Below are 24,615 nucleotides of genomic sequence, written 5' to 3'. Positions count from 1 at the left end.
AGTTATTTTCATAAGCTTATGAGTGAAAGGCATATGGGCGCAGCAAACACGATTATTCTCGATGGCGGCATGGGCCGTGAGTTGCAACGCGCCGGTGCGCCATTCCGGCAGCCAGAGTGGTCAGCCCTGGCGCTGAGCGAAGCGCCGCAAGCAGTGCAAGCGGTACACGCCGCCTACATCGCCAGCGGTGCCAATGTGATCACCAGCAACAGTTACGCAGTGGTGCCGTTCCACATCGGCGAAGAGCGCTTCGCCGCTGAAGGGCAGGCGCTGGCGGCGTTGGCCGGTGAACTGGCGCGGCGTGCGGTAGAGGCTTCGGGCAAAGCCGTGCGGGTGGCCGGTTCCTTGCCGCCGTTGTTCGGTTCTTATCGCCCGGATCTGTTCGAGGCGTCCCGTGTGACCGAGTTGCTCAACCCGTTGGTCAAGGGCCTGACCCCGCACGTTGACCTGTGGCTGGCGGAAACCCAGAGTTCGATCGTCGAGGCGCGGGCCATCCACGCCGGGCTGCCGCAGGACGGCAAGCCGTTCTGGTTGTCGTTTACCTTGAAGGACGAAGACACCGACGAAGTGCCGCGCTTGCGCTCCGGCGAACCGGTTGCCGAAGCCGCTGCGGTGGCCGCCGAGTTGGGCGTCGAGACGCTGCTTTTCAATTGCAGCCAGCCGGAAGTGATCGGCGCGGCGATTGACGCGGCGCGCGAAACCTTCGAACGTCTGGGGGTGAAGATTCACATCGGCGCGTATGCCAATGCGTTTCCGCCGCAGCCCAAAGAAGCCACGGCCAATGACGGACTCGACCCGTTGCGCGAAGATCTCGACCCGCCGGGTTATCTGCATTGGGCGCTTGATTGGCAGCAGCGTGGTGCCAGTCATTTGGGCGGTTGCTGCGGGATCGGCCCGGAGCATATTGCGGTGCTGGCGCAGAAACTCGGTTAAGAGAAGAGGCCTGATACGACAGAAAAATCGCCAATTATTCTTGTGCAGTAAACCTCTGCCGTCGCTCTTGTTTAAAGCCTGTTGGCTTTACGTCTTGCGACCTACAAAACCTTGCGCCGCTGCCTACGCATGCACCAGAATCCGCCGGCTTGTGCGCCCTGGGCGGGCTGCGTAACTTGATCGGGTCACTGATTCCCAGTGATCGGGTTTAGCAGCCCGGCTTCATTTCATTCCGGCCGTACAAGTCTCATCCAGTCTGGCATTTGCCTGCGCTTGATGGTGGCTGTGCGCATGGCACCTTCGGGTGCGCCGGGTTTCGGAATGACCGGTCTGCTAACTTGCGCATAGCCGCCACCCTATCGTTTAGCAGCGGGATGGGGCGGCCTTACAAAGGTACATTCCGATGTTCAAAGTAACGCCAAACCCGCCGGTCACAGACCCGGCATCCCCCTACGAATCGCCCGATTCAAAGAAATTCCACGAAGCCGCCGAGCGCGCCCTCGACCACTATCTCGGCCCATCGGCGGCCGACATCATGGCCGCGCCTTACAAACCCAACACGCTCTACATGGCAAGCCCCGAGGCCGACAACGAGTCCTTGCTGGTAGATGCCAGTGAAACCCTTGGCTCGGCCACCGTCATGATCAACAACCATATCGCGCAGGTTGAAGGTACCCACCGCAAAACCCTGCAAGGCATCGCGCAGGTGGTGATGCTGGCAGAGCTGGCGGTCAATCGGGTGCTGGACAGGTTAGTGCCAACGGAGTGATCAACGCGCTGGCGGCGCATGCGTATGTGCTGCCAGCACATTGGCTGGGACAAACGGTATTGATGCGTGAATGACAAGTGATTGAAAGTGGGATCTGAAATGAGCCTGACCGTTGCCGAACGCACTGTGCTTATTGAAAACATAAAAGAGGCGCTCGCTCAGGGAACGCTTGAGATCGGTGAAGCCGTTCGCCGCTTGCGTGTGGAAGTGACGGGTTTGCATCAGACCCAATTCGCGAAAATGTGCAAAATTTCGGTTCGTACCTTGGTGCACATCGAACACGGTGAAGGTAATCAGACGCTGAAGTCGCTGAACGCCGTGTTTCGTCCGTTTGGGATGAAGATGGGCGTTGTGCGGATTCGGCGAGATATCAGTTAAAGATCAAAAGATCGCAGCCTGCGATCTTTTGCTTTTAAAAGGTTAAGAACGGCACTCGACCAACCCCTTCACCTGCCCATCAGGCGTCTGGTTTTCATCCGACAGCCACCGCTCAAACCCCGCCGCAATCGCCGGCCACTCACCATCCAGAATCGAATACCACGCGGTGTCGCGGTTCTGACCCTTGACCACCATGTGCTGGCGGAACACGCCTTCGAAGCTGAAGCCCAAGCGTTCGGCCGCGTATTTGGAGCGGGCGTTGCCGTTGTTGCACTTCCATTCGAGGCGACGGTAGCCGAGCTCAAATGAATACTTCGCCAGTAGATAAACCGCCTCGGTGCTTTTTGGCGAGCGCTGCATCGGTGCGCCGAAGGTGACGTGGCCGATTTCGATGCGGCCCTGAGCCGGAACAATCGACATCAGGCTGAGGATGCCTTGCACCTGATTTGTCGCGCGGTCGATGACGCTGAAGAAATACGGATCGCTGCTGGCCGCGTGATTGTTCAGCCAGGCATTGAACACGCTGCGCTCCGGGAACGGGCCGTAGGGCAAGTAATCCCAGAGTTTCGGGTCGGCACCGGCGCCTTGCAGGGCGTTGAACAGCTCGTCGGCGTGGCGCGCCGGGTCGAGTCTTTCCAGGCGGATGAAGCGACCTTCGAGCAGTTTGGTGGTCGGGGCGGGGACGCCTTTCCAGTCGGCAAGTGAAGCAGTCATGAGCGTCTCTCCTTAAAGGGCTTTGCGAAACTGGATGAACCCCGGGCGCTCGGCGATGCGCTCGTAGAGCTGGATCGCGGTGGCATTGGTTTCGTGGGTCAGCCAATGGACTTTGCAGCAACCGTCGGCCTTGGCCGTGGCGTAGACGTGTTCGATCAGCAGGCGACCGACGCCGCTGCCGCGAGTGTGTTCCTCGACCAGCAAGTCTTGCAGGTAGCAGGAGTTTTCGATGCTCCAGTTCGAGCGATGGTAGATGTAATGCACCATGCCCACCGCTTTGCCGTCAGCCCAGGCGAGCGCGGCATGAGTCGGCTCGCTCGGATCGAGAAAGCGCTGCCAGGTGCTGTGCGTGACGGCGTCCGGCAGTTCGCCTTTGTAGAAGGCCAGGTAAGCCTGCCACAGCGGCAGCCAGGCGGCGTGGTCGCCGGCGGTAACTGGGCGGATATCGATCTGACTCATGTGTTTTCCTTAACGCATCAATTGGGCGAGGGTTTGATCATTGACTTCGGGGCTGGCCGCGAGCCCTTCGCGCACACCGGCAATGTCCTCGGGGCTGCGGTTCTGGCTGAGCTTGCGTTTGCCTTCGAGACGGTCGATGGGAATGGCGAAACCGACGATGGCCTTGAGCATGCCGTCGATGTAATCAGCGGGGGCGTCGTCGACCTTCCACGGTTGCGCGCGGCCGGCTTCATGGCGGTCGGTGAGGGTGCTGACGATGTCGAGCAGGCGTCCGCCATCACTGAAAGTTTCGGCGTGGCCATAGGCGTGGACGGCGACGTAGTTCCAGGTTGGCACCACTTTGCCGTGTTCGGCTTTGCTTGGGTAAAAGCCCGGGCTGACGTAGGCGTCCGGGCCGGCAAAGATCAGCATCGCTTCGGCGCCGTCGCGCAAGTCTTTCCACTGCGGATTAGCCTTGGCCAGGTGCCCGTAGAGCGTGCCGTTTTCGCCTTGCTCGCAATGCAGCAGCACCGGCACATGGCTGGCTTGCAGACCGGTTTCGCCGTGGGTCACCAGAATGGCGAGGCGGGTGGCGAGGATCAGTTCGTGGAGCTGCGACAACTCGTCGATGGCAAAGGCGCGTGGCGTGTACATGGAGATATTTTCCTTGGCGAATGCCAGCATCGTAGGCAGGCTATTGGTCTGTTGTAAGAGCCATTGATGACCAATTTCATAGGTCCATTGCCATGCCCGATTCGAGCACGCTGTCGCTTTCCTTCAACCCGGCCGGTATTGAACTCGACCGTCGCCAAGGCTTGAGCCGCCAGCTCTATCAAGCGTTGCGCCTGCGCGTGCTCGACGGTCGATTGAGCAGTGGCACGCGGCTGCCGGCCAGTCGTGATCTGGCGGCGGCACTGGCGATTTCGCGCAACAGCGTGGTTCGTGCCTACGATCAGCTCTACGCCGAAGGCTTTATTGAGGGACGAGTGGGCGATGGTACTTACGTGGCGCAATTGCCCGGTGAACAACTCTCGGCAAAAAAACTATCCACAAAAGTATCCACAGGGTTTTCAACAGGCTTACCCACAGCCTTATCCACAAATTGGCTGGATTTGCCTGTTGATCCATCCAGTAAAGTTATCCACAACGATCCGCTGAGTCGGGTGAAAAACAACCATTTATCCAAACCTCCCAGTGGCCCGCCACGGGCATTTCGCGTCGGCGTGCCGGCCTTCGATCTGTTTCCGTTTGACGTCTGGGCCAAGCTCAACGCGGCTTTCTGGCGTAAACCGGATCTTCAGCAGCTCTGTTACGGCGACCCGGCGGGCGACGCGCGGTTACGCGGGATGATCGCCGCTTATTTGCGCAGTTCGCGCGGTATGCAGTGCTCGGCTGAGCAAATTGTGATCACCAGTGGCGCACAGCAGGGCATTAGCCTTTGTGCACAGTTGCTGGTGGAGCCGGGCGATGGTGTCGGCATCGAAAATCCGGGGTACCGCGCGGCCGGTCATGCGTTCGCTGTGGCGGGTGGCCGGTTGCGCGGGATTGCTGTGGATGAAGAGGGTATGGATTGCTCGGCATTGTCGGCGGCCACTGATTGCCGCGTGGCTTATGTCACGCCGTCCCATCAATACCCGACGGGCGTGGTGATGAGTCTGGCGCGACGTCTTGAGTTGCTGGCCTGGGCTGAACGCACCCAAGGCTGGATCATTGAGGATGACTACGACGGCGAGTACCGCTACACCGGCGCGCCATTGGCTCCGTTGGCGGCGCTCGATCGCCAGGGGCGCGTGCTGTATGTCGGCACCTTCGGCAAGGTCGCGTTCCCGGCGTTGCGCCTGGGTTATCTGGTGCTGCCACCGGGGCTGGTGGAAGCGTTTTCGCAACGCCGGGCGGTGGACGTCCGGCATTCCGAGGTGAGCACGCAGGCGGTAATGGCTGAATTCATGGCGGCCGGGCATTTCCAGCGGCATATCCGCCGGATGCGCCGGGCCGCGCTGAGTCGTCGCAATACCCTGCTCGACGGTTGGCCGACAGCCATCGCCGGTGTCGGCAAGCTGCCGGCGGTGTCTGCCGGGTTGCACCTGACGGTGGCTGTGGACAGCATCGAGCGCGAGCAGCAACTGGTTGAGCAGGCTGCTCGCGTGGATGTGGAGATCAACGGTTTGAGCAATTACTGGTTGCCTGACTCATTGACCGCGCCCGACCAGCGTGCCGGCCTGGTACTGGGTTTTGCCGCCGTGCCGGAGGCTGCGATCAAAGCGGCGCTGACCCGGTTGCAACAGGCTTGGCGAGAGTGAAGAACACGTTCTCGGCGAGCTGCGTTGAAATCTCGCTGCGGTAAATATCAATGACTTGCTGATTATTGAGGCCGCGCAGTTCATAGGCGCCACCGAGGTGACGCTGTGCGACGGTTTTCATGTGGCCGGCTTCGAACGCAATGTCCGGGGCGCTCACGCTGGTGTAGTGAAAGTGCGCATAACACAGGACCTTTCGGGTCTTGACCTCGCGTACTTCGTACTCGTCCAGAAAGTCATTGGGACGGCTTTGGAGTTTGCGTCGCGTAACGGTTTTGTAGATGTAGACCTCATCTTTGCTTTTAAGCCACTCGACCCCGGCAGCCGATGGCGGTTGTTGTTTGATCATGCGGATGCGGGTGCTGGTGCCTTTTTCATACAGGCGGGTCGCGGCGTCGCTGAGCGCGTGACCGAGGGCTTCAGTTCCGGCGGAGGAGCCGGCGGTGAGATTGCTGGCGGTCAACGCCTCATCTATTGCTGCATTGGCTCTGGTTAAACGGTCGGCATGGCGGTGGTATTCCTCCTCAATCTCGACGGGTACTCGTCGATCTCGTTTGATGCGGGCTTCGATCAGTCGATGAAACGCCGCCAGCCCGTCGATCAAGGCCTGACCCTGCGCGAGGCTTCTTTTGAGATTCGGTCTGGCCTTGGCAGGCTGCGAGTGTGTACTGCCCTGTTCGACCCATTCCCCCGGCGACTTCTCATGAAACGTAGCGATCACCCCTGTGAGCTCGCTACGCACTTCAACCAGGTCAGTGTCTTGACCATCAACACTTTTTTTCCGCTCGCCGACCAAGGTGCCCTTGAACTTGGTCTTGATGATTTTTCGCCCGGAGGCTGAACCGGAGGAGGGTCTCGACGGCCCGGGCAAGGGGTCGAGTAAATGTTTGTTGCGCAGCAGATCCGCCAGGCGCACATCTGTTCCCGCCTTGAACTCGCTCACCCGCGTGCGTATGTGTCTGAGTCGATCAGTCTGAATCTGGTTGGCAAACTCTGCGGTGAAGTCGGCAAAGCGTTGATCCACCGAGCTGAACTGCTCGGAAACATTGCTCAGGGCTTCGATCCGTTCACGCAGGTTGCTCAGGCCATCGTCGGCGGTCAGATTCAGTGAGCTCTGAATATTCAGCGCAGCATCTTCGATCAGGGTTTCCAAAGCCTGTTGTGCCTCGACCCGGAAGGCGTTCTCGCCGGGCTTGAGGCCGATTTCCTGCCCGAGGCTGATCTGTAAAAGCTTGAGGTCATTCAGGTCGTAGGTCGGCAACGCCTTTCGATAAAGGGCCAGGGTTTCCACGGCGTCCTTGCCCAGCAGTTCCAGTTCCTGGAATCGGCTATGAGCCGACTCGACCTTTTCGATGATGCTCTGGGTCTGATCGGTCATTCGTTCGCAGGCCTGGACAAAGGCCTGCCGTTCGACATTGGCGTCGTCAGCAATCATCGCCATCGTCGCGGTCACGTTGGTTTGATAGTCGGTGGCGTTTTCAGTGAGCCACTGCTGGCCGAGAAACAACTGCATTTCCAGCCGCTGGATCATGGTGGTGCGGTAGTTGGGAATGTTCTGCACCAGGTTCAATGCCTTGATCTGCTCGATGTTCGCGCCGTACGCCTTGCTCTGTGAGTCGAGGGTGTCCAGATACTGTTGGCGTGCCACGTCAACGGCTTGTGGCTGAGCAGCGGTCATTGCGCTGTGGGCCTGGTCGAGCCGGGCTTGCTTATCCTCCATGGTCAGGTCGAAAGCCTTGAGGTCGGCGGTGAGTTTTTCGGCTTGTTTGTCGCGTTTGCTTTTGGCTTCCTTGCGGCGATTGCGCAGCCCGCCTCCGCGCAGGCGCAAGCGAAGATCGAGGACCCATTGACCGCCGGCGGTGCGGGTCAGCAAGGGGCCTTTTAATGGCAGTTGCTGACGTGAGTCGATGATCTGCACGTCTTCGTTGTCATTGATCTCCACTTCAAACCAGCGTTTGCCGACGGGGGCATACCATTTGTTCTCGTGTGCATAGAGGTGCTGATGCCGACCTGTACTGGCCGCCTCCCCGAGCCCTTCGGGTTTGGAGATATTGAAGCTGTCGAGCAGGGCGGTCAGCGCAAGGGGCGAGCGCAGTAGCGCGGCGATGGCGTTGACGGAGGTCTCGTGGGCGGCGGGCAACTCGGTACTGGTAATGTCAGGCAAACGGAGCGGTTTGATCACCTCGGAGGGTGGGGTTATTGCCTGCGGTTCTTCCTCCGGCACCAGGGGGAGCGATTCGCTGGCTGGCCTGTCACCGACCGCTGCGCGATGAGCAAGCACCATACCCAGCGCGAGGAAAATATCGGCCAGCGCCGTCCAGGCCACCTTGCCGGACTCTTGATTGGCGACGTCGCTGATCTCCTGCAAGTCGTCCATGATTTGCCATATCCATGCCGCCGTACCAACACTGCGGCCCAGAAACGGTAATGCCGCATTGAATAGCATCCAGCCGCCGCGCTTGAGGCTGGCCCAGCGTGCTTCAGCATTGGAGACGGACTGGCGATCGGCCTGGTTGATGACTGCCTGAACGTTGGTGGTGTGCAGTGTCGCCAGGATATCGCCTTCGATCACTGCAGCGCCGAGTGTCACAGGGCCGGACATGTCGAGGGCGGTGAGCGGGTTGACCAACAGTTGCGGAATCGTCCACACCGACGGCAGTTTGGCGGTGAACACGAACTGGCTGTAGTTGAATCGCACATCGTCCGGCAACCAGGCCAGAACCGATTCACGCAGTTGCCGGGAATGCTGGATCGCATACAGCAGGTTGGCGTGGCTGGGGTACTGAATCAGTGCCATTTGGAACAGCGGTCGATAAAGCACGCAGGGGCCTTTGTCCGCGTCGCGCGGGCCGATGACGAACATGTTGGTCACGGTGTCGGTCTGTGAACCGCTGCGGTGGGCAGCGAACGCGAGCGGCCGGATGACGATCTCATGCCCATCGACCTGACGCGCCTGGGCACTGCTGTTCAGGGCGGCAACCACATACCGGTAACCGAGTTCGTTGATACCGGCATTGCCACGGATCTTGTGTTGCAGCGCCAGAAGCGGCAGCTCGAGGGATAACTGGCAGGTGTACAACCTCTGCAAGGCCGCCGCGTGCACCGCATCGTCCACCAGCAGCTTTTTCAAGTGTGCGGGGTAGGTTTTGCCAATATCGACGCGGCTGACCAGTTGTTCGAGGTACGTCACGGTCATCCAGTCCGGCAGGGCGCTACCGTCCTTGTAATGCACGGTTTTATTGCCCAGCGGCAGGCCCGCCAGGTTTTGCAGGGCAAGCTCGGTCAGCGACAGGCTTTTGATCTGAATATTGCCCGGCAGGACGAACGTGCCCCACACCTCCAGGCTGGCAATGCTGATTTCGATCTTGTCGATCTTCAGATCTTTTGCTGTCGGGTGATCCTCGAGCATTTGTCGGCTCAGGGCATCGCGAGTAAAGGTCTGCAGGCTGGCAACCTGCTCCTGAAACGACTTGCCCTTGTTCGAATGCTGCAACACCGTCAGGTCCAACAGATAACGACTGTAGGCGGCCTGGTCTGCGGGCGCGGCCTCATCCAGCCAGACTGGCAGTATCGGACGCATGCGATCGATATGCGGTTTAAGGTTGGGTGGTGGTTGCCGAGGTTTACCGGTGTGCGGGTAGAGCTGATCGGTTGTCGAGCTCCCAAAGAAATTGATCTCCCCGAGGGCGTCGCCTTCCAGGGCGATCAGTGTGCAGGCCTGGTGGTCGAAAAAGTTGCCTTCCGGTTCCAGTAACCGCCACTTGAGCGGGCTGCTGGAGGTTCTTTGCCAGGATTTGCGCGGCAATGCGTCGCCGAGTTCATCCAGGGAGTCGAAACTCTGGAAACCGTGGATCACTGAATAGGTGAGGATTATCGTGCGCTCGTCGACGCTACCGATCAGCACTGCGCTGTCCAGCAGGGTCAGATGCTCGTTGCTGTCGCCGTCACCCTGGTCGAGGTCAATCAGGCAGGCGCGGGTCTTGTATTTGTCATTGGGCAAGCGCTGTTGTTTGTCCGGGACCTTGAAAACGGCATGGGCCATGGCCCGTTGTTCGGCATCCCAGCCTTGGCGGGCGTCGACGTTCCACAGGTTGCGCAGGGCGTCCGACATTTGCTGCCAGCGCGGCCGCTCCGGGGCGATGAAGGTGCCCCAGTAAGCGATATGTTGTTCTTTGAAGGCGACGAACATCAAAGGCGCAAATTCATTGAGCAGGCGGCCGACCGCGTCGATCTTCACGGGCAGCTGGATTGCCGACCGGCCGGGCTGCAAGGTCAGAAAGTGCTCTCCGTCGAGGTAGTTCACCGTGGTGCCGCTCAGCGTGAGTCGTACCAGAACATCGGTCAGAGACTCGATCTGCTCGCGGCCGGGCACGACTTGCTCGCCTTCGATGACCCACGTTGGTGTCACCACCATGGCCTGTTGCGGATCGATGTGCAGGGTCGGGTACAGCGTCTTGAGCGCCGGTTGCAGCGTTTTCGAGGCGACTTCGCGCAACGAAGGGCCGGTCACCAGTTGTGTCACGACATCAACGGCGCTGGGTATGGAAGATTCGGGCATTGGCAATTCCTGATCTGACGAAAGAGGCGCGCCGCAAGGGCGTCATATCAGGGCAAGGTAGAGGTCACGTTGTGGCGCTGTGCGGTACATAAATGTTGCGGGCAAAAAAAGACCCGCGAGTGCGGGTCGTTTACGGCTGCGTTGCTCTCTACGGGTTTTCAAATCCTTCGAGGACGTTCACCGCGTTGATGCCGATTTCTTCCACGGCGTAGCCGCCCTCCATGACGAACAGGGTCGGTTTGCCAAGGGCGGCAATGCGCTTGCCCATCGCCAGATAATCCGGGCTGTCGAGTTTGAATTGCGAGATCGGATCATCCTTGAAGGTGTCGACACCCAGCGACACGACGATGATGTCGGCGCCGTAGCTGTCGATCTCGTTGCAGGCCTGATCCAGCGCTGCGCTCCATGCATCCCAGCCAGAGCCGGCCGGCAGCGGATAGTTGAAGTTGAAACCCTCACCGTCGCCTTCGCCGTGTTCATCGTCATAGCCGAGGAAGAACGGGAATTCCGCTTCCGGGTGGCCATGAATCGAGGTGAACAACACGTCGCTGCGCTCATAGAAAATCGACTGCGTGCCGTTGCCGTGGTGATAGTCGACGTCGAGGATCGCGACTTTTTTATGGCCCTGATCGAGGAACGCCTGCGCGGCAATGGCAGCGTTGTTGAGGTAGCAATAACCACCCATCAAGTCGCCGGCGGCGTGGTGCCCCGGTGGACGGCAGAGGGCGAAAGCAGCGCGTGCGCCACGCTGGATGGCCGCCTGCGCAGTCAGGGCAACTTGCGCTGCGCTGTACGCTGCTTGCCAGGTGCCGGCGGTTATCGGCGCGCCGCCGTCGAAGCTGTAATAGCCGAGTTGGCCGTGCAGGCTGGTCGGCTTGATCGCACGCAAGGTGCGCGCCGGCCAGGTGTAGGGCAACAAATCGCCGTCGGTGTTGAATTCGGTCCAGCGCGCCCACGCGCCTTTGAAGAAATCCAGGTAGTCGCGGCTGTGGATGCGGGCGATCGGTTCGAGGCCGAAATCCTTCGGCGCTTCCACAGGCCCCAGGTGCTGGTGTTGCACCCGTTGCAGCACATGGTCGGCGCGCGACGGCATCTCGAAGCACGGCTTGAGCTGGCCATCGATCAATTCGCAGCGGCCATGGTGCAGGTGGTGATCGTCCGAGTAGATCGTCAGCATTTGTTGTTCTCCGCAGGGCTGAATCGGGTTGCACCCAGTGTTGCGGCGAGAGGCGATTCGGAGAACGGCAGGAAAGGCCAAAAGGGGATTGATCTGGCCAAAAATTCTGACCGCTATTCGCCCCTCGCTGGAGCAGCCTGCCCCCACAGGGTTTATCAGTGCGGCCGGAACTGACTCGGCGCCACGCCGCTCCAGCGCACGAATGCATGGCGGAAACTCGCGGTCTCGCTAAAGCCCAATGTCTCGGCGATACGGTAGATCGGCAACTGATCTTCGCAAAGCATCTGCTTGGCCCGTTCGAAGCGCAGTTCGTCGAGCAGCTCCTGATAACTGCTGCCCATGTCCTTGAGGTGTCGGCGCAAGGTACGAGGCGAGCACTTCATCTGCTGCGCCAAGCCTTCCAGCCCCGGGGCCGCGTTCAACTGGGCGCTGAGCAACTGACGGATGCGCCCGAGCCACGCCTGACGCCCGGTGAACTCGAGGTTCTGCTTGCGGCAGCGTTCGGCCATGGCTTGATGGGTGATGGCATCGGCCAGCGGCAGCGGCTGATCGAGCCAGTGCCGGTCGAAGGCGAAGGCATTGTCCTTGGCGGCGAAGTGCAATGGGCTGGCGAAGTGCTCGGCGTAGCTGTCGCGGTAATCCGGCGCGGCGTGTTCGAACCGCGTGGCGAGTAGCGGCAGCGGATGGCCAAGCAAGTCATCGCAAATGACTTTCAGCGAAACCAGACAGAACTCGGCATTGAACACCGCCATCGCCGGGCTCTCGCGATAGTCGGCTGCGACGAACCAGACGCGTTCGCCGTCCTCTTCCAGGCTCAGCTCGAAAAGTGTTCCCAACAGCGCCGGATAACGGATCGCCAGACGCAAAGCGTCACCGAAGGTGGCACAGGTGAGCAGCGCGTAACCGAGCATGCCGTAGCAGGAAACGTGCATGCGCCGGCCCAGTTCCAGGCCGATGTCGTGCTTGAGCGCGACAGCGTTGGCGCAGACCTGCATTTCCTGATTGGTGGTGATGCGCGTATCAGCACGGTTCAGATCCGCCGCACTGATGCCGCTGCCGGCCAGCAGTGCTTCGCTCGGCAAGCCTTCTTCGTTGAAGGTTTTGAGAATCAGGGAGACGGCATTGAGGGTGGTGAGGTGGGAGTGGAGCATGGGGTCTTCCAGCCTTGGGAATGGCTGGAGTGCAGCAAGTTGTATGCCGAACGAAGATCCCGATGCATGCGCTCTATTGTGGCGAGGGAGCTGCCTCGCCACAAAGGCTCACTCCTACAGGGGATATGTGGAGTCAGATCAGTTCGCCACACAGGTCGAGTTCGACCAGTCGGCGGACTTCAGCGGTTTCCAGGCCTGCCCCCAGCAACCCATGCAACTTGCCGAACGCCGCTTCGCGCGTCATGCCGCCACCGGACAGGACACCGACGCCGCGCAAACGGCTGCCAGCCTCATACACATCCAACTCGACCCCGCCTTCATGGCACTGCGTGACCGCGACCACCACCACACCGTTATCCCGTGCACGGCCGAGGCTGGCGAGGAATTCCGGGTTGTCGCTCGGCCCGGTGCCGCTGCCGTAGCATTCCAGCACCAGCCCCTGAATGCCGCTGTCGAGCAGGCCGTCGAGGATCTCGGCGCCGATGCCGGGGAACAGCGGCAGCACGGCAACTTTCGCCAATTGCTTTGGCTGGTTGTAGTTCAACGCGGCTGGAATCGAAGTGGCTTTCACGCCGCCGCCCTGACGCTCCAGACGTTTGAACGGGTGACGGCCGAAGCTGCGCACTTTCGCGCAACGGGTTGGCGCCAGCAGTTCGCCGTGAAAGTACAGGTGCACGCCCGGCGCCAGGCCTTGGCCGAGGGCGACCAGCGCACCGCCGAGGTTTTCCCAGGCATCGCTGTCGGTCACGCCCGCCGGCAACATGGAGCCGGTGAAGCACACGCGGGCGTGCAGGCCGAGCAACTGGAAGCTCATGGCTGCGGCGCTGTAAGCCAGGGTGTCGGTGCCGTGCAGGATCAGCACGCTGTCGCAGCCCTGCACGTCCACGGCATCGACCACCGCTTCACGCAGTTGCTGCCAATAGGCCGGAGTCATGTTGGCGCTGTCGATCAGCGGCGACATCTCGCGAAAGCGCCACTGCGGCACGACCAGTTCAGGCTGGCTGTACAGGTACTCGCGCATCCGCGCTTCAAAACCGGACGCCGGGGCCAGGCCATTTGCGCTGGCCTGCATGCCGATGGTGCCACCGGTGTACAAAACCATGACGTGCTGGGCGGCAGGATAAGTCGACGAATTCATGAGGATTCTCCGAGAGGAAGAGTTCCTGTGGGAGCGAGCAAGTCGGCTCCCACAGTTTTTCGAACTGTAACTGACGGGCGCAGAGGATGCGTCCGTCATTTACCCATCAGCGTTGCGCTGCGGGTACGCCTTGCGGCTCGGCGCAAGTATTGCCGGCAGCGGCAGGCGGGTTGGCCGGCCAGGCTTTGCGGTCCAGGTCCAGATCCGGGAATTTGCTCGAATCGAACACCGGGGTCTTGATGCCGGCAGCACGCTGGTCATCGTAGTCACGCAGGATGCGCATGCCGACCTTGAACAGCAGGAACAGCGCGATCAGGTTCACAAACGCCAGCATGGTCATGGTGATGTCGGCGAAGGCGAACACGGTGCCGAGGTTTTCGATGGCACCCCAGAAGATCAATACCAGTACCAGTGCGCGGTAGCCGATCAGCGCCTTGCGGTTTTCACCGATCAGGAAACGCAGGTTGCTCTCGCCCAGGTAGTAGTTGTAGAGGATCGAGGTGAACACGAACAACGCCAGTGCCACCGAGATGAACATCCGGCCCCATTCACCGACCACGGCGGCCAGCGAGTTCTGGGTCAGGGCAATGCCGTCGCCTTCGAAACCCGGGGTGTAGAAACCGGAGAGCAGGATCAACAACGCGGTGCAGGTGCAGATCACGAAAGTGTCGAGGAACACGCTGAACGCTTGAACCACACCTTGTGCCACCGGGTGCTCGACCGAAGCCACCGCCGCCACGTTCGGCGCACTGCCCAAACCGGCTTCGTTGGCGAACACGCCACGCTTCACGCCCATGACAATCGCGCTGCCGATCAGGCCGCCGAACGCCTGGTCGAGGCCGAAGGCGCTCTTGACGATGGTCATCAGCATGGCTGGAACGTGGTCGAATTGCAGCACGATCACGTAGAGGGTCACGCCGATGTAGACCAGGGTTTTCACCGGCACCAGCAGGTCAGCGACCTTGGCGATGCGCTTGATCCCGCCGATGAACACCAGACCCAGCAGTACCGCCAGCGCGAGGCCGGTGTAAGTGGTGTCGAGGCCGAAGGCGTTGTTCAGCGAGTGAGTCACGGCGTGGGCTTGCAGGCCGTTGAAGGCGAAACCGAAGGTCACCAGCAACAGGAACGCCATGACCATACCCAACCAGCGCTTCTGCAGGCCGTGCTGGATGTAGTAGGACGGGCCGCCACGGAAGGTGCCGTCCGAATCCGTGCGTTTGTACAGCTGACCGAGGGAACACTCGAAGAAGCTGCTGGACATGCCGACCAGTGCGGTTACCCACATCCAGAACACCGCACCTGGCCCACCAAGGGTCACGGCGATGCCGACACCGGCGATGTTGCCTGCACCAACGCGGCCGGCGAGGCTGAGCATCAGGGCCTGGAAAGAGCTGAGCTGCCCGGCGCTGCTTTTCAGGCTGTCGCGGAACACCGCGAACATGTGGAAAAAGTGACGCAATTGAACGAAACGCGAGCGAATCGTGAAGTAGCTACCGAGCCCGACAATGAGCACGATCAGTACTTTCCCTGAGAGGAAGTCGTTAATGACTTCGAGCATGGATTTTTCCTCGCTGTTTTTTGTGTAAGCAAATGCTGGATGTTCGGAAACATCGCGTTACACCGGTTTGCGCGCGGCACAACAGGTGGGGCGAAGGTTTCGTCCCGGTTCCATTTCGCGGGTTTGTTATTAGTTCGGGTTTCGCATGGGTTATGGCCTCGTTACCGACGACCGCTCACGCGAAGAGGGGCGGCACTATACCGATCAGTGGCGCGCCCGTCTGCACGGTAGTGGTGCAAGCGACGAAACGAAGCTTTGAAACACCCGGCGTTACCGGCGCCGGGCTTGTGTGGGAACTGCTTTTTTGTTGACGCAAACCCTGTGGCGAGGGGATTCATCCCCGATCGGCTGCGAAGCAGTCGCAAAACCGTTCGGCGCGGTGCACCGGATACATTGCGATTGCAGTTTTTGGGGCCGCTTCGCGACCCATCGGGGATGAATCCCCTCGCCACAAGGGCTCACCTCCACATGAAGCAATCCCCAGACATACGGGTCTCAGGATCAAAAAGTTAAAAAAAAGGGCCTGGGGACTGATCCCCAGGCCCTCAAAAGGTGAGAGGTGTCTAGTCCCTCGACCTGGTGAGCGGTGCTACAAACAACACGTCGGTTCAGCCTTTGAGCGGAACCAGACGCGGAGCAATCATGTTTTCCGGGCGCAGGATGTCGGCGAGACTGGCTTCGTCGAGCAGACCTTCTTCGCGCACCAGTTCCAGCACGCCGCGGCCGCTTTCAAGAGCGATACGGGCGATGCGGGTGGCGTTTTTGTAGCCGATGTACGGGTTCAGCGCGGTGACCAGACCGATCGAGTGTTCGACCAGTTCGCGGCAGCGGGCTTCGTTGGCAGTGATACCGACAATGCAGTGCTCGCGCAGCATGTCCATGGCGCGTTGCAGCAGGCGGATCGAGTCGAAGATCTTGAACGCGATCAGCGGCTCCATCACGTTCAGTTGCAACTGGCCGCCTTCAGCCGCCATGGTCAGCGCCAAGTCGTTACCGATGACCTGGAAAGCCACCTGGTTAACGGCTTCCGGGATCACCGGGTTGACCTTGCCGGGCATGATCGAGCTGCCTGGCTGACGCGCCGGCAGGTTGATTTCGTTGATACCGGTGCGTGGGCCGCTGGACAACAGACGCAAGTCGTTGCAGATCTTCGACAGCTTGACCGCGGTGCGCTTGAGCATGCCGGAGAACAGGACGAAGGCACCCATGTCGGAGGTGGCTTCGATCAGGTCGGCTGCCGGTACCACCGGTTGACCGCTGATCAGCGCCAGACGCTGTACAGCCAAGGCCTGATAACGCGGGTCGGCGTTAATGCCGGTACCGATCGCGGTGCCACCCAGGTTCACTTCAGTCAGCAGTTCCGGGGCCAGCGTCTTCAGACGGGCCAGGTCTTCGCCCATGGTGGTGGCGAAAGCACGGAATTCCTGGCCGAGGGTCATCGGCACAGCGTCTTGCAACTGGGTACGGCCCATTTTCAGGACGTGATCGAATTCTTTGCCCTTGGCCGCGAATGCCTGAATCAGGCTGTCGAGGCTGGCCAGCAGGGTGTCGTGACCCAACAGCAGACCCAGGCGGATGGCCGTCGGGTAGGCGTCGTTGGTCGACTGCGCCATGTTCACGTCGTCGTTCGGGTGCAGGTACTGGTACTCGCCTTTCTGGTGACCCATCGCTTCGAGCGCAATGTTGGCGATCACTTCGTTGGCGTTCATGTTGGTGGAAGTACCGGCGCCACCTTGAATCATGTCGACCACGAACTCTTCGTGGAAATCACCGCGGATCAATCGGGCACAGGCTTCGCTGATGGCAGCGTGCTTGGCTTCGCTCAGGTGACCCAACTCACGGTTGGCGTCAGCGGCGGCCTGTTTGACCATCGCCAGACCGACAACCAGTTTCGGGTAATGCGAAATCGGAACGCCCGAGAGGCGGAAGTTATTCACCGCTCGCAGGGTCTGGATGCCGTAATACGCTTGAGCCGGTACTTCGAGGGCGCCAAGCAGGTCGTTTTCTGTGCGGAAAGATGCAGCGGAGGACATGATAGAAATCATCTCGATATGGACCCGGTCGATGCCGGAACGCTGCGAATGCTAGGCTTGTGGGAGATTTTGGGCCAATGCTGTTCAGCACTAACCTATGCACATTCGGCATAATGCCCGTGTGACGCCGCGTGCGCGGCAGACGTGTGACCTGTTTTGGTGCGTGTCCGGGAGGACGTGATGAATCTGGAAAGCAAATGGCTCGAGGACTTCAGTGCTCTGGCCGCCACCCGCAGCTTCTCGCAGGCCGCCGAACGACGCTTCGTGACCCAGCCGGCCTTCAGTCGGCGGATACGCAGCCTGGAAGCCGCGCTGGGGCTGACGTTGGTCAACCGCTCGCGCACGCCAGTCGAGCTGACGGCGGCGGGGCAATTGTTTCTGGTGACCGCGCGCACCGTGGTCGAACAGCTCGGTGAAGTGCTGCGCCATCTGCATCATCTGGAGGGCGGGCAGGGCGAGGTGATGCAGGTTGCCGCCGCTCACTCCCTGGCACTGGGTTTTTTCCCGCGTTGGATCGCGCAGTTGCGCAATGAAGGCCTGAACATCGCCACGCGACTGGTGGCGACCAACGTCGGTGACGCCGTGCACGCACTGCGCGAAGGTGGCTGCGACTTGATGCTGGCGTTCTACGACCCGGACGCGGCGATGCAGATGGACCCGGAAATTTTCCCGTCACTGCATTTGGGCCAGACCGAGATGCTCCCGGTGTGCGCGGCGGATGCCGATGGCAAGCCGCTGTTCGATCTGGAAGGTGACGCCAGCGTGCCGTTGCTGGCGTACAGCGCCGGGGCGTTTCTCGGACGTTCGGTGAATGGTTTGCTGCGTCAGCGACAGCTGCGCTTCACCACGATCTATGAAACCGCGATGGCCGACAGCCTGAAGAGCATGGCGCTGGAAGGCCTCGGGATTGCCTGGGTGCCGCAGTTGAGCGTGCGTGCCGAACTGGCCCGGGGCGAACTCGTCGTTTGCGGCGGTCCGCAATGGCATGTGCCGCTGGAGATTCGTCTGTACCGCTGCGCGCTGGTGCGCAAGGCCAACGTGCGGTTGTTGTGGCGCAAGTTGGAAGGAGGCGCTGCACAAAACTCTTGAATCCACCCGCAGTCCCTGTGGGAGCGAGCCTGCTCGCGAAAACGGTGTGCCAGACAACATCAATGTTGACTGACACCCCCTCTTCGCGAGCAGGCTCGCTCCCACAATGGAATTTAGGGTGTGTCTTGGCTGACCTTCAAGTCAATAAAACCGGGCTTTTGCGGCAGGTGACAGATGGTCGTGACGGGGGCTGTTTATTGCTTTCTTTGCGGTATACTGCGCGGCCTTCGGCCGGTACGTCCGGCCATTTTTCCTACAACAAGCCACGCATTCTGCGTGGCTTGTTGTTTTTGACGCGCCTGCGGGCGCCCAGAGAGAAGAGGCGCGACGATGAGTGCACTGGTTGGCGTGATCATGGGCTCCAAGTCCGATTGGTCCACCCTTAGCCACACCGCCGATATGCTGGAAAAGCTCGGCATCCCGTACGAGGTCAAGGTGGTCTCTGCCCACCGCACCCCGGATTTGCTGTTCCAGTACGCCGAAGAGGCTGAAAGCCGCGGCATCGAGGTGATTATCGCCGGTGCCGGCGGCGCAGCCCACTTGCCAGGCATGTGTGCGGCCAAGACCCACCTGCCGGTGCTGGGTGTTCCGGTGCAATCGTCGATGCTCTCGGGCGTCGATTCGCTGCTGTCGATCGTGCAGATGCCGGCCGGTATTCCGGTCGCTACCCTGGCCATCGGCAAGGCTGGCGCGATCAACGCCGCCCTGCTCTCGGCGAGCATCCTCGGCGCCAAGCATCCACAGTTCCACTCGGTACTGAAAACCTTCCGTGCCGAGCAGACAGACAGCGTCCTGGACAATCCAGACCCACGTATTGCCTGAGGTTGTTGAGATGAAGATCGGTGTCCTCGGTGGCGGCCCGTGGGGTCGCATGTTGGCGCTGGCGGGCACCCCGCTGGGCAGGAACTTCGCTTTCCTCGACCCTGCGCCGCACGCTAGCGCCGCTGCGCTGGGCGAACACCTGCGGGCCGATTACGGCGATCAGGATCATCTGCGTCAACTGGCTGATGAAGTCGATCTGGTGACCTTCGAGTTCGAAAGCGTCCCGGCTGAAACCGTGGCGTTCCTTTCGCAATTCGTGCCGGTTTATCCGAGCGCCGAAGCCCTGCGCATTGCTCGCGACCGCTGGTTCGAAAAGAGCATGTTCAAGGATCTGGGGATTCCGACCCCGGCCTTCGCCGACATCCAGTCGCAAGCCGATCTGGATGCCGCCGTAGCCTCGATCGGTCTGCCGGCCGTGCTGAAAACCCGCACCCTGGGTTACGACGGCAAGGGCCAGAAAGTCCTGCGCAAACCCGAAGACGTGGTCGGTACCTTCGCCGAACTCGGTAGCGTGGCCTGCCTGCTGGAAGGCTTCGTGCCGTTCACTGGTGAAGTCTCACTGATCGCCGTTCGCGCTCGCGATGGCGAAACCAAGTTCTACCCGTTGGTTCACAACACCCACGACAGCGGCATCCTCAAGCTCTCTGTGGCCAGCACCGATCACCCGTTGCAGGCCTTGGCCGAAGACTATTCCAGCCGCGTGCTCAAGCAACTGGACTACGTCGGCGTGATGGCGTTCGAGTTCTTTGAAGTCGACGGCGGCCTCAAGGCCAACGAAATCGCCCCGCGCGTGCACAACTCCGGGCACTGGACCACTGAAGGTGCCGAGTGCAGCCAGTTTGAAAACCATCTGCGTGCCGTTGCCGGTCTGCCGCTGGGTTCGACGGCCAAGGTCGGCGAGAGCGCGATGCTCAACTTTATCGGTGTGGTTCCGCCGGTAGAGAAGGTCATCGCCATCGAAGACTGCCATCTGCACCACTACGGCAAGGCCTTCAAGGCCGGGCGCAAGGTCGGTCACGCCAACCTGCGCTGCGCCGACAAGGCCACGCTTGAAGCGCAGATCCTCAAGGTTGAAGCGCTGATCGCCGAGTAAAACAGTTTCATGTGGCAGCGGCGGAACCATTCAGGGGCCGCCGTTCTCTGATGGCAGGATGCCAAAGTCTGTCTAGGCTTTGGCATAGCCAATTCACACAGAGGGAAATGCCATGGGAATTATCGGAACCATCTTTATCGGCTTGATCGTCGGCCTGCTGGCTCGGTTCCTGAAACCGGGCGATGACAGCATGGGCTGGATCATGACCATCCTGCTCGGTATCGGCGGTTCGCTGGCAGCCACCTACGGCGGCCAGGCCCTGGGCATCTATCGGGCGGGCGAGGGCGCAGGTTTCATCGGCGCACTGGTTGGCGCGATCGTGTTGCTGGTGATCTACGGCCTGATCAAAAAGAAGTGATCCAAAGCGACAAAGCCTTCTCTGCCAATCGGGCAGGGAGGGCTAGAATGCTCGGCGATTTATAGTCCTTTCCTTTGTCCGAGCACCTTCATGCGCCGTCTTTTGTTGACTCTCCTTTTACTGGGCAGCGGTTTGGCCCACGCCGGCGAACTGCCGGAAACCGACTGGCTCGAACTGATGCCCAAGTCGGATCAAAAGGCCCTGGAGGCCATGCCCGACATCGACCACAACTCCCCGGAAGCCACCGGCACCTTCACCGAGAAGGGCGGGATGAAACAGGCCAAAGGTCTGCCGGCGGTGATGTACTCGACCAAAACCGTGGCGTCGATGAACGACAAGCACATCCGCATCGGTGGTTATCCGGTGCCGCTGGAATCCGATGCCAAGGGTCGCAGCACCCTGTTTTTCCTGGTGCCGTACCCGGGCGCGTGTATCCACGTGCCGCCACCGCCGCCGAATCAACTGGTACTGGTGCGCTATCCGAAGGGGCTGAAGCTGGAAGACATCTACACGCCGCTGTGGGTGACCGGCACGCTGAAGGTCGAAAAGGTCAGCAACGATCTGGCCGATGCGGCGTATGCGCTGGAGGCGGACAAGGTGCGGGTGGTGCAGGAGTCGGATCTCTAGGACCTACACAAATTAACTGTAGGAGTGAGCTTTTGTGGTGAGGGGATTTATCCCCGATGGGTCGCGAAGCGGCCCCGGCTTTTCAAATCAAGAGTCGGGGACTGCTGCGCAGTCCATCGGGGATAAATCCCCTCACCACAAAAGCTCGCTGCTACCTTGGTTGTGCGGCGTGGACTAGAGCGGTTTTGAACCGATGCTGACACCCATGGTATGGCTCCCATCCGGCGCCAGACTCACCACATCATCCATCACATTCGCCGTCTCGATGCACAGCATGCGTTGCCAGCCATCGTTATCCATATCGCTGAGCGCTGCGGCGCGGTCGATCCACGGGTTCCAGATCACCGCAGTGCGCGAGCCCCTGCTGGTGAGGACAATGTGCCGCTCCCACGTCGGGTCGACGATGCTCAACTGCGGCGGGGCGTCGAGGTAGATGCGGTCGGTTTCGCCGGCAAAATGCAGGTCGCCTGTCTGGGCGTTGGTCTTCCAGTCGTCCAGGGTCTCGATGTAATTCAAACCGTCCACACCTTCGACATGCACATTGCGCACATCGCTGACGGCGAAGTAGGTGTGCAACGCCTGGCTGAGGCTGACAGTGTCGCCGCCACGGTTGTGGCTGGTCAGGCTGAGGTGCAACTGATCGTCCAGACGCAGGGTCAGGGTCAGATCGACCTGATGTGGCCAGCCCGGCAGGCCACCCTCGGGGCAGGGCAGTTTGAACTCGACCTTGAGGCCATCGCCTTCGGCTTCTATGCCGCCCAGCTCCCAATCCATCGCCCGCACAAGACCGTGCGCGGGTGCGGGTTGCCCACCGGTGTACATGGCCTGGACGTTCTGCGGGTTGCGTTCGAATTTGCCGAACCACGGCCAGCACACCGGCACGCCAGCACGGATGCTCTTACCGGTCTTGAACTCGGCCTTGTCGTTGAGCCAGATGATCGGCGGCTGGCCGTCAACCTGATAACTGAGGATGTGCGCGCCTTGCTGGGCTACCAGCACTTCGGCCTGACCGTGGCGGATGCGCCAGCAGTTCAGTTCATCCAGTTTCACGGCTTCAACGTTGGGCGTGCTCATGGGACAGCTCTCGATCAGACACTAGGGACAACTATCGACCGTGAAACGGCCGTGAGGTTTAGCGTGCGCGCGGCGGAACCGACCGGGTGCGACCACTGCCGTCGATGGCGACGAAGACAAACACTGCTTCGGTCACTTTACGCCACTCGCTGGACAACGGATCGTCGCTCCACACTTCGACCATCATCTGGATCGAGCTGCGACCGATTTCCAGGGTCTGGGTATAGAAGGACAACTGCGCGCCAACGGCGACCGGAACCAGGAACGCCATGCGGTCGATAGCGACGGTGGCCACGCGGCCTCCGGCGACACGGCTGGCCATCGCGGTGCCGGCCAAATCCATCTGTGCCACCAGCCAGCCGCCGAAAATATCGCCAAAGCCGTTGGTTTCACGCGGGAGAGCGGTGATTTGCAGGGCCAGGTCGCCTTGCGGGATTGGATCTTCTTGTTCGAGCTCTATCATGCCGGGGGTGCCTCTGACCCGTGACTCTTGTTGGTATTGCTGGTGGTAGCCGTCTTCAGGAAAAACGATTCAGCACCGAACATACTACGTTCGTCACGTCTTCCATAAGGCGCCTAAAGGGAAACTCTGCGAAACCGGCTGCGCCGTTCAAAGGGCGGGCCAACGACGTTTTCGCACAGCAACCCCCTACAAACCGGGGCAAGGTTGCGAGTATATCGGTCGGTAGACTCCGCGACGACCACCCGGTTCTGATTTTGACCGTCAAATACGCGCCTCTATGTGCTTTTTCGAACAATTTGCTATGGTGCCGAACCTGCCAAAGCTCCAGCCAGCGTTGTTGGAGTCGCAGATCCGCCTATAAGAGAAGCCCTTGCCATGACCACAGCGCCTTCGAGCCTCGCGCAGCCCGACCAACCCGCACGACCATTGACCCGCAATGACTACAAGACTCTGTCGCTATCGGCCCTGGGCGGTGCGCTGGAGTTTTACGATTTCATCATCTTCGTATTCTTCGCCACCGTGGTCGGCAAGTTGTTCTTCCCGGCCGACATGCCTGAGTGGCTGCGCCTGATGCAGACCTTCGGCATCTTTGCCGCCGGTTACCTTGCGCGGCCGCTGGGCGGCATTGTCATGGCGCACTTCGGCGACCTGCTGGGGCGCAAGAAAATGTTCACCCTGAGCATCTTCATGATGGCCGTGCCGACCCTGATCATGGGTCTGCTGCCGACGTATGCGCAGATCGGCATGTGGGCGCCAATCCTTTTACTGCTGATGCGGGTGATTCAAGGCGCGGCGATTGGCGGTGAAGTACCGGGGGCATGGGTCTTCGTTTCCGAACACGTCCCGCAGAAGCACATGGGCTACGCCTGCGGCACCCTGACCAGCGGCCTGACCGCCGGAATTCTGCTCGGCTCGCTGGTCGCCACGGCGATCAACAGCATCTATACGCCGACCGAGGTTGCGGATTACGCCTGGCGGATTCCGTTCCTGCTCGGTGGCGTGTTCGGTCTGTTCTCTGTTTACCTGCGCCGCTGGCTGCACGAAACCCCGGTGTTTGCCGAGCTGCAACTGCGCAAGGCGCTGGCCGAAGAAGTGCCGTTGCGCGCGGTGCTGCGTGACCATCGCGGGGCGATTGCGATCTCGATGCTGCTGACCTGGCTGCTGTCGGCCGGGATCGTCGTAGTCATTCTGATGACCCCGACTGTGCTGCAAACCGTTTACCACTTCTCGCCGACCACCGCGCTGCAATCCAACAGCCTGGCGATCGTGTTCCTGAGCTTCGGTTGCATCATTTCCGGTGCGCTGGCGGATCGCTTTGGCGCCGGCCGGGTGTTTGTGTTCGGTTGCCTGGGCTTGCTGATCAGCTCCTGGACCTTCTATCACAGCCTCGCCGATCACCCGAACTGGCTGTTCCCGCTGTATGCGTTGACCGGTTTGCTGGTCGGCACCATTGGTGCGGTGCCCTACGTGATGGTCAAGGCGTTCCCGCCGGTGGTGCGTTTCAGTGGGTTGTCGTTCTCTTACAACGTGGCGTACGCAATCTTCGGTGGCCTGACGCCGATGATCGTCAGCCTGCTGCTTAAAGAAAGCGCGATGGGCCCGGCCTACTACGTGGCAGTGCTGTGTGCGATGGGGATTCTGGTGGGGGCGTGGCTCTGGAAGAAGGGTCGCTAATCCGAAATCTCCTCAGTAGTCACGGCCATTTCGCGAGCAGGCTCGCTCCCACATTGGAATGCATTTCAAACGGTGGGAGCGAGCCTGCTCGCGAATGGGGGCACCACGAATCATCCAGTAAAACCTTGGATGCTGGCCTTTCATCCAATTGTCATATTTCAGCCATAGAGTGTTCACACGGCCTGCTGATACTTGGCCCCGACTTAACACACCCTATCTGCTAGGAGTAAGGCATGAAACTGAAGCGTTTGATGGCGGCAATGACTTTTGT

The 24,615-nt window shown here is 60.5% G+C and carries 21 protein-coding genes; 10 read left to right on the top strand and 11 right to left on the bottom strand.

All coding sequences use genetic code 11. From position 1 onward, the window contains the following. Positions 1-33 precede the first annotated feature (33 nt). The 3 genes from ACIOVB_RS08550 to ACIOVB_RS08540 all read left to right on the top strand — a co-directional run bounded on the left by ACIOVB_RS08550 (position 34) and on the right by ACIOVB_RS08540 (position 2,080). Complete coding sequence (locus ACIOVB_RS08550) at positions 34-933, top strand: homocysteine S-methyltransferase family protein (protein WP_401266668.1); 900 nt, start codon at positions 34-36, stop codon at positions 931-933. A gap of 403 nt (positions 934-1,336) precedes the next feature. Next, a complete protein-coding gene (locus tag ACIOVB_RS08545) occupies positions 1,337-1,702 on the top strand; it encodes a DUF6124 family protein (RefSeq protein WP_401266666.1) in 366 nt (121 codons plus the stop codon). A gap of 99 nt (positions 1,703-1,801) precedes the next feature. Beyond that, entirely contained in the window at positions 1,802-2,080 is a 279-nt protein-coding gene (locus ACIOVB_RS08540) for a helix-turn-helix domain-containing protein (RefSeq protein WP_401266663.1), read from the top strand. Between the two features lie 42 nt (positions 2,081-2,122). On the opposite strand, the gene ACIOVB_RS08535 is transcribed toward ACIOVB_RS08540, so the two are convergent. The 3 genes from ACIOVB_RS08535 to ACIOVB_RS08525 are packed head-to-tail and all read right to left on the bottom strand — an operon-like array spanning position 2,123 to position 3,886. After that, complete coding sequence (locus ACIOVB_RS08535) at positions 2,123-2,794, bottom strand: GNAT family N-acetyltransferase (protein ID WP_401266661.1); 672 nt, start codon at positions 2,792-2,794, stop codon at positions 2,123-2,125. Between the two features lie 12 nt (positions 2,795-2,806). Beyond that, the gene (locus ACIOVB_RS08530; protein WP_401266659.1) at positions 2,807-3,253 is read right to left on the bottom strand and encodes a GNAT family N-acetyltransferase; all 447 of its coding nucleotides are present in this window, start codon (positions 3,251-3,253) and stop codon (positions 2,807-2,809) included. A gap of 9 nt (positions 3,254-3,262) precedes the next feature. Beyond that, entirely contained in the window at positions 3,263-3,886 is a 624-nt protein-coding gene (locus ACIOVB_RS08525) for an FMN-binding negative transcriptional regulator (RefSeq protein ID WP_401266656.1), read from the bottom strand. Positions 3,887-3,978: 92 nt separating this feature from the next. Between ACIOVB_RS08525 and ACIOVB_RS08520 the strand changes: the two genes are divergently transcribed. After that, on the top strand, positions 3,979-5,532 hold the full coding sequence (locus ACIOVB_RS08520; protein WP_401266653.1) for a PLP-dependent aminotransferase family protein: 1,554 nt from the start codon (positions 3,979-3,981) through the stop codon (positions 5,530-5,532). Here ACIOVB_RS08520 and ACIOVB_RS08515 read toward each other — a convergent pair. The 6 genes from ACIOVB_RS08515 to aspA form a co-directional block, all read right to left on the bottom strand. After that, entirely contained in the window at positions 5,489-10,087 is a 4,599-nt protein-coding gene (locus tag ACIOVB_RS08515) for a dermonecrotic toxin domain-containing protein (RefSeq protein ID WP_401266651.1), read from the bottom strand. The two genes, ACIOVB_RS08520 and ACIOVB_RS08515, sit on opposite strands and share 44 nt — an antisense overlap. 148 nt (positions 10,088-10,235) lie before the next feature. Then, the gene (locus tag ACIOVB_RS08510; RefSeq protein WP_401266650.1) at positions 10,236-11,264 is read right to left on the bottom strand and encodes a histone deacetylase family protein; all 1,029 of its coding nucleotides are present in this window, start codon (positions 11,262-11,264) and stop codon (positions 10,236-10,238) included. 155 nt (positions 11,265-11,419) lie between these two features. Then, a complete protein-coding gene (locus tag ACIOVB_RS08505; protein WP_187677164.1) occupies positions 11,420-12,415 on the bottom strand; it encodes an AraC family transcriptional regulator in 996 nt (331 codons plus the stop codon). A 133-nt stretch (positions 12,416-12,548) separates the two neighbouring features. Next, positions 12,549-13,553, bottom strand: a complete 1,005-nt coding sequence (locus ACIOVB_RS08500) for an asparaginase (protein WP_401266646.1) — start codon at positions 13,551-13,553, stop codon at positions 12,549-12,551. Between the two features lie 106 nt (positions 13,554-13,659). Continuing rightward, on the bottom strand, positions 13,660-15,111 hold the full coding sequence (locus ACIOVB_RS08495) for a sodium:alanine symporter family protein (RefSeq protein ID WP_187677161.1): 1,452 nt from the start codon (positions 15,109-15,111) through the stop codon (positions 13,660-13,662). A 608-nt stretch (positions 15,112-15,719) separates the two neighbouring features. Continuing rightward, the gene (gene aspA, locus ACIOVB_RS08490) at positions 15,720-17,144 is read right to left on the bottom strand and encodes an aspartate ammonia-lyase (protein WP_187677160.1); all 1,425 of its coding nucleotides are present in this window, start codon (positions 17,142-17,144) and stop codon (positions 15,720-15,722) included. Positions 17,145-17,324: 180 nt separating this feature from the next. Here aspA and ACIOVB_RS08485 point away from each other — a divergent pair, with 180 nt between their 5' ends. The 5 genes from ACIOVB_RS08485 to ACIOVB_RS08465 all read left to right on the top strand — a co-directional run bounded on the left by ACIOVB_RS08485 (position 17,325) and on the right by ACIOVB_RS08465 (position 21,133). Beyond that, positions 17,325-18,233 (top strand): LysR substrate-binding domain-containing protein, encoded by a 909-nt coding sequence (locus ACIOVB_RS08485; protein WP_100846775.1) that lies wholly within the window; start codon positions 17,325-17,327, stop codon positions 18,231-18,233. Positions 18,234-18,563: 330 nt separating this feature from the next. Next, positions 18,564-19,055 carry a 5-(carboxyamino)imidazole ribonucleotide mutase gene (gene purE / locus ACIOVB_RS08480; protein WP_401266642.1) on the top strand — a complete coding sequence of 164 codons (492 nt, stop codon included), beginning with the start codon at positions 18,564-18,566 and terminating at the stop codon, positions 19,053-19,055. 10 nt (positions 19,056-19,065) lie between these two features. Beyond that, entirely contained in the window at positions 19,066-20,148 is a 1,083-nt protein-coding gene (locus ACIOVB_RS08475; RefSeq protein WP_401266639.1) for a 5-(carboxyamino)imidazole ribonucleotide synthase, read from the top strand. Between the two features lie 112 nt (positions 20,149-20,260). Further along, a complete protein-coding gene (locus ACIOVB_RS08470) occupies positions 20,261-20,506 on the top strand; it encodes a GlsB/YeaQ/YmgE family stress response membrane protein (protein ID WP_187677158.1) in 246 nt (81 codons plus the stop codon). A 90-nt stretch (positions 20,507-20,596) separates the two neighbouring features. Then, the gene (locus ACIOVB_RS08465; protein ID WP_401266636.1) at positions 20,597-21,133 is read left to right on the top strand and encodes a DUF3299 domain-containing protein; all 537 of its coding nucleotides are present in this window, start codon (positions 20,597-20,599) and stop codon (positions 21,131-21,133) included. Positions 21,134-21,307: 174 nt separating this feature from the next. Here ACIOVB_RS08465 and ACIOVB_RS08460 read toward each other — a convergent pair whose 3' ends face one another. Continuing rightward, positions 21,308-22,207, bottom strand: a complete 900-nt coding sequence (locus ACIOVB_RS08460) for a D-hexose-6-phosphate mutarotase (protein WP_401266634.1) — start codon at positions 22,205-22,207, stop codon at positions 21,308-21,310. Positions 22,208-22,265: 58 nt separating this feature from the next. Then, positions 22,266-22,670, bottom strand: coding sequence for an acyl-CoA thioesterase (locus tag ACIOVB_RS08455; RefSeq protein ID WP_003229628.1), 405 nt, complete (start codon positions 22,668-22,670; stop codon positions 22,266-22,268). Positions 22,671-23,045: 375 nt separating this feature from the next. Here ACIOVB_RS08455 and ACIOVB_RS08450 point away from each other — a divergent pair, with 375 nt between their 5' ends. Then, the gene (locus ACIOVB_RS08450) at positions 23,046-24,344 is read left to right on the top strand and encodes an MFS transporter (protein ID WP_187677155.1); all 1,299 of its coding nucleotides are present in this window, start codon (positions 23,046-23,048) and stop codon (positions 24,342-24,344) included. The last annotated feature ends 271 nt before the right edge of the window (positions 24,345-24,615 follow it).

The sequence above is a fragment of the Pseudomonas sp. NPDC087639 genome (assembly GCF_044743385.1).
Classification (GTDB): domain Bacteria; phylum Pseudomonadota; class Gammaproteobacteria; order Pseudomonadales; family Pseudomonadaceae; genus Aquipseudomonas.
This window is presented reverse-complemented; position numbering and strand designations above follow the sequence as displayed.

Excerpts from the sequence above, each read along its gene's own strand:
- ACIOVB_RS08510 (WP_401266650.1), bottom strand. The coding sequence starts at position 11,264 with ATGCTGACGATCTACTCGGACGATCACCACCTGCACCATGGCCGCTGC.
- ACIOVB_RS08520 (WP_401266653.1), top strand. The coding sequence starts at position 3,979 with ATGCCCGATTCGAGCACGCTGTCGCTTTCCTTCAACCCGGCCGGTATT.
- ACIOVB_RS08505 (WP_187677164.1), bottom strand. The coding sequence starts at position 12,415 with ATGCTCCACTCCCACCTCACCACCCTCAATGCCGTCTCCCTGATTCTC.
- ACIOVB_RS08500 (WP_401266646.1), bottom strand. The coding sequence starts at position 13,553 with ATGAATTCGTCGACTTATCCTGCCGCCCAGCACGTCATGGTTTTGTAC.
- purE (WP_401266642.1), top strand. The coding sequence starts at position 18,564 with ATGAGTGCACTGGTTGGCGTGATCATGGGCTCCAAGTCCGATTGGTCC.
- ACIOVB_RS08545 (WP_401266666.1), top strand. The coding sequence starts at position 1,337 with ATGTTCAAAGTAACGCCAAACCCGCCGGTCACAGACCCGGCATCCCCC.
- ACIOVB_RS08540 (WP_401266663.1), top strand. The coding sequence starts at position 1,802 with ATGAGCCTGACCGTTGCCGAACGCACTGTGCTTATTGAAAACATAAAA.
- ACIOVB_RS08515 (WP_401266651.1), bottom strand. The coding sequence starts at position 10,087 with ATGCCCGAATCTTCCATACCCAGCGCCGTTGATGTCGTGACACAACTG.
- ACIOVB_RS08465 (WP_401266636.1), top strand. The coding sequence starts at position 20,597 with ATGCGCCGTCTTTTGTTGACTCTCCTTTTACTGGGCAGCGGTTTGGCC.
- ACIOVB_RS08550 (WP_401266668.1), top strand. The coding sequence starts at position 34 with ATGGGCGCAGCAAACACGATTATTCTCGATGGCGGCATGGGCCGTGAG.
- ACIOVB_RS08485 (WP_100846775.1), top strand. The coding sequence starts at position 17,325 with ATGAATCTGGAAAGCAAATGGCTCGAGGACTTCAGTGCTCTGGCCGCC.
- ACIOVB_RS08470 (WP_187677158.1), top strand. The coding sequence starts at position 20,261 with ATGGGAATTATCGGAACCATCTTTATCGGCTTGATCGTCGGCCTGCTG.
- ACIOVB_RS08475 (WP_401266639.1), top strand. The coding sequence starts at position 19,066 with ATGAAGATCGGTGTCCTCGGTGGCGGCCCGTGGGGTCGCATGTTGGCG.
- ACIOVB_RS08455 (WP_003229628.1), bottom strand. The coding sequence starts at position 22,670 with ATGATAGAGCTCGAACAAGAAGATCCAATCCCGCAAGGCGACCTGGCC.
- ACIOVB_RS08450 (WP_187677155.1), top strand. The coding sequence starts at position 23,046 with ATGACCACAGCGCCTTCGAGCCTCGCGCAGCCCGACCAACCCGCACGA.
- aspA (WP_187677160.1), bottom strand. The coding sequence starts at position 17,144 with ATGTCCTCCGCTGCATCTTTCCGCACAGAAAACGACCTGCTTGGCGCC.
- ACIOVB_RS08460 (WP_401266634.1), bottom strand. The coding sequence starts at position 22,207 with ATGAGCACGCCCAACGTTGAAGCCGTGAAACTGGATGAACTGAACTGC.
- ACIOVB_RS08525 (WP_401266656.1), bottom strand. The coding sequence starts at position 3,886 with ATGTACACGCCACGCGCCTTTGCCATCGACGAGTTGTCGCAGCTCCAC.
- ACIOVB_RS08530 (WP_401266659.1), bottom strand. The coding sequence starts at position 3,253 with ATGAGTCAGATCGATATCCGCCCAGTTACCGCCGGCGACCACGCCGCC.
- ACIOVB_RS08495 (WP_187677161.1), bottom strand. The coding sequence starts at position 15,111 with ATGCTCGAAGTCATTAACGACTTCCTCTCAGGGAAAGTACTGATCGTG.
- ACIOVB_RS08535 (WP_401266661.1), bottom strand. The coding sequence starts at position 2,794 with ATGACTGCTTCACTTGCCGACTGGAAAGGCGTCCCCGCCCCGACCACC.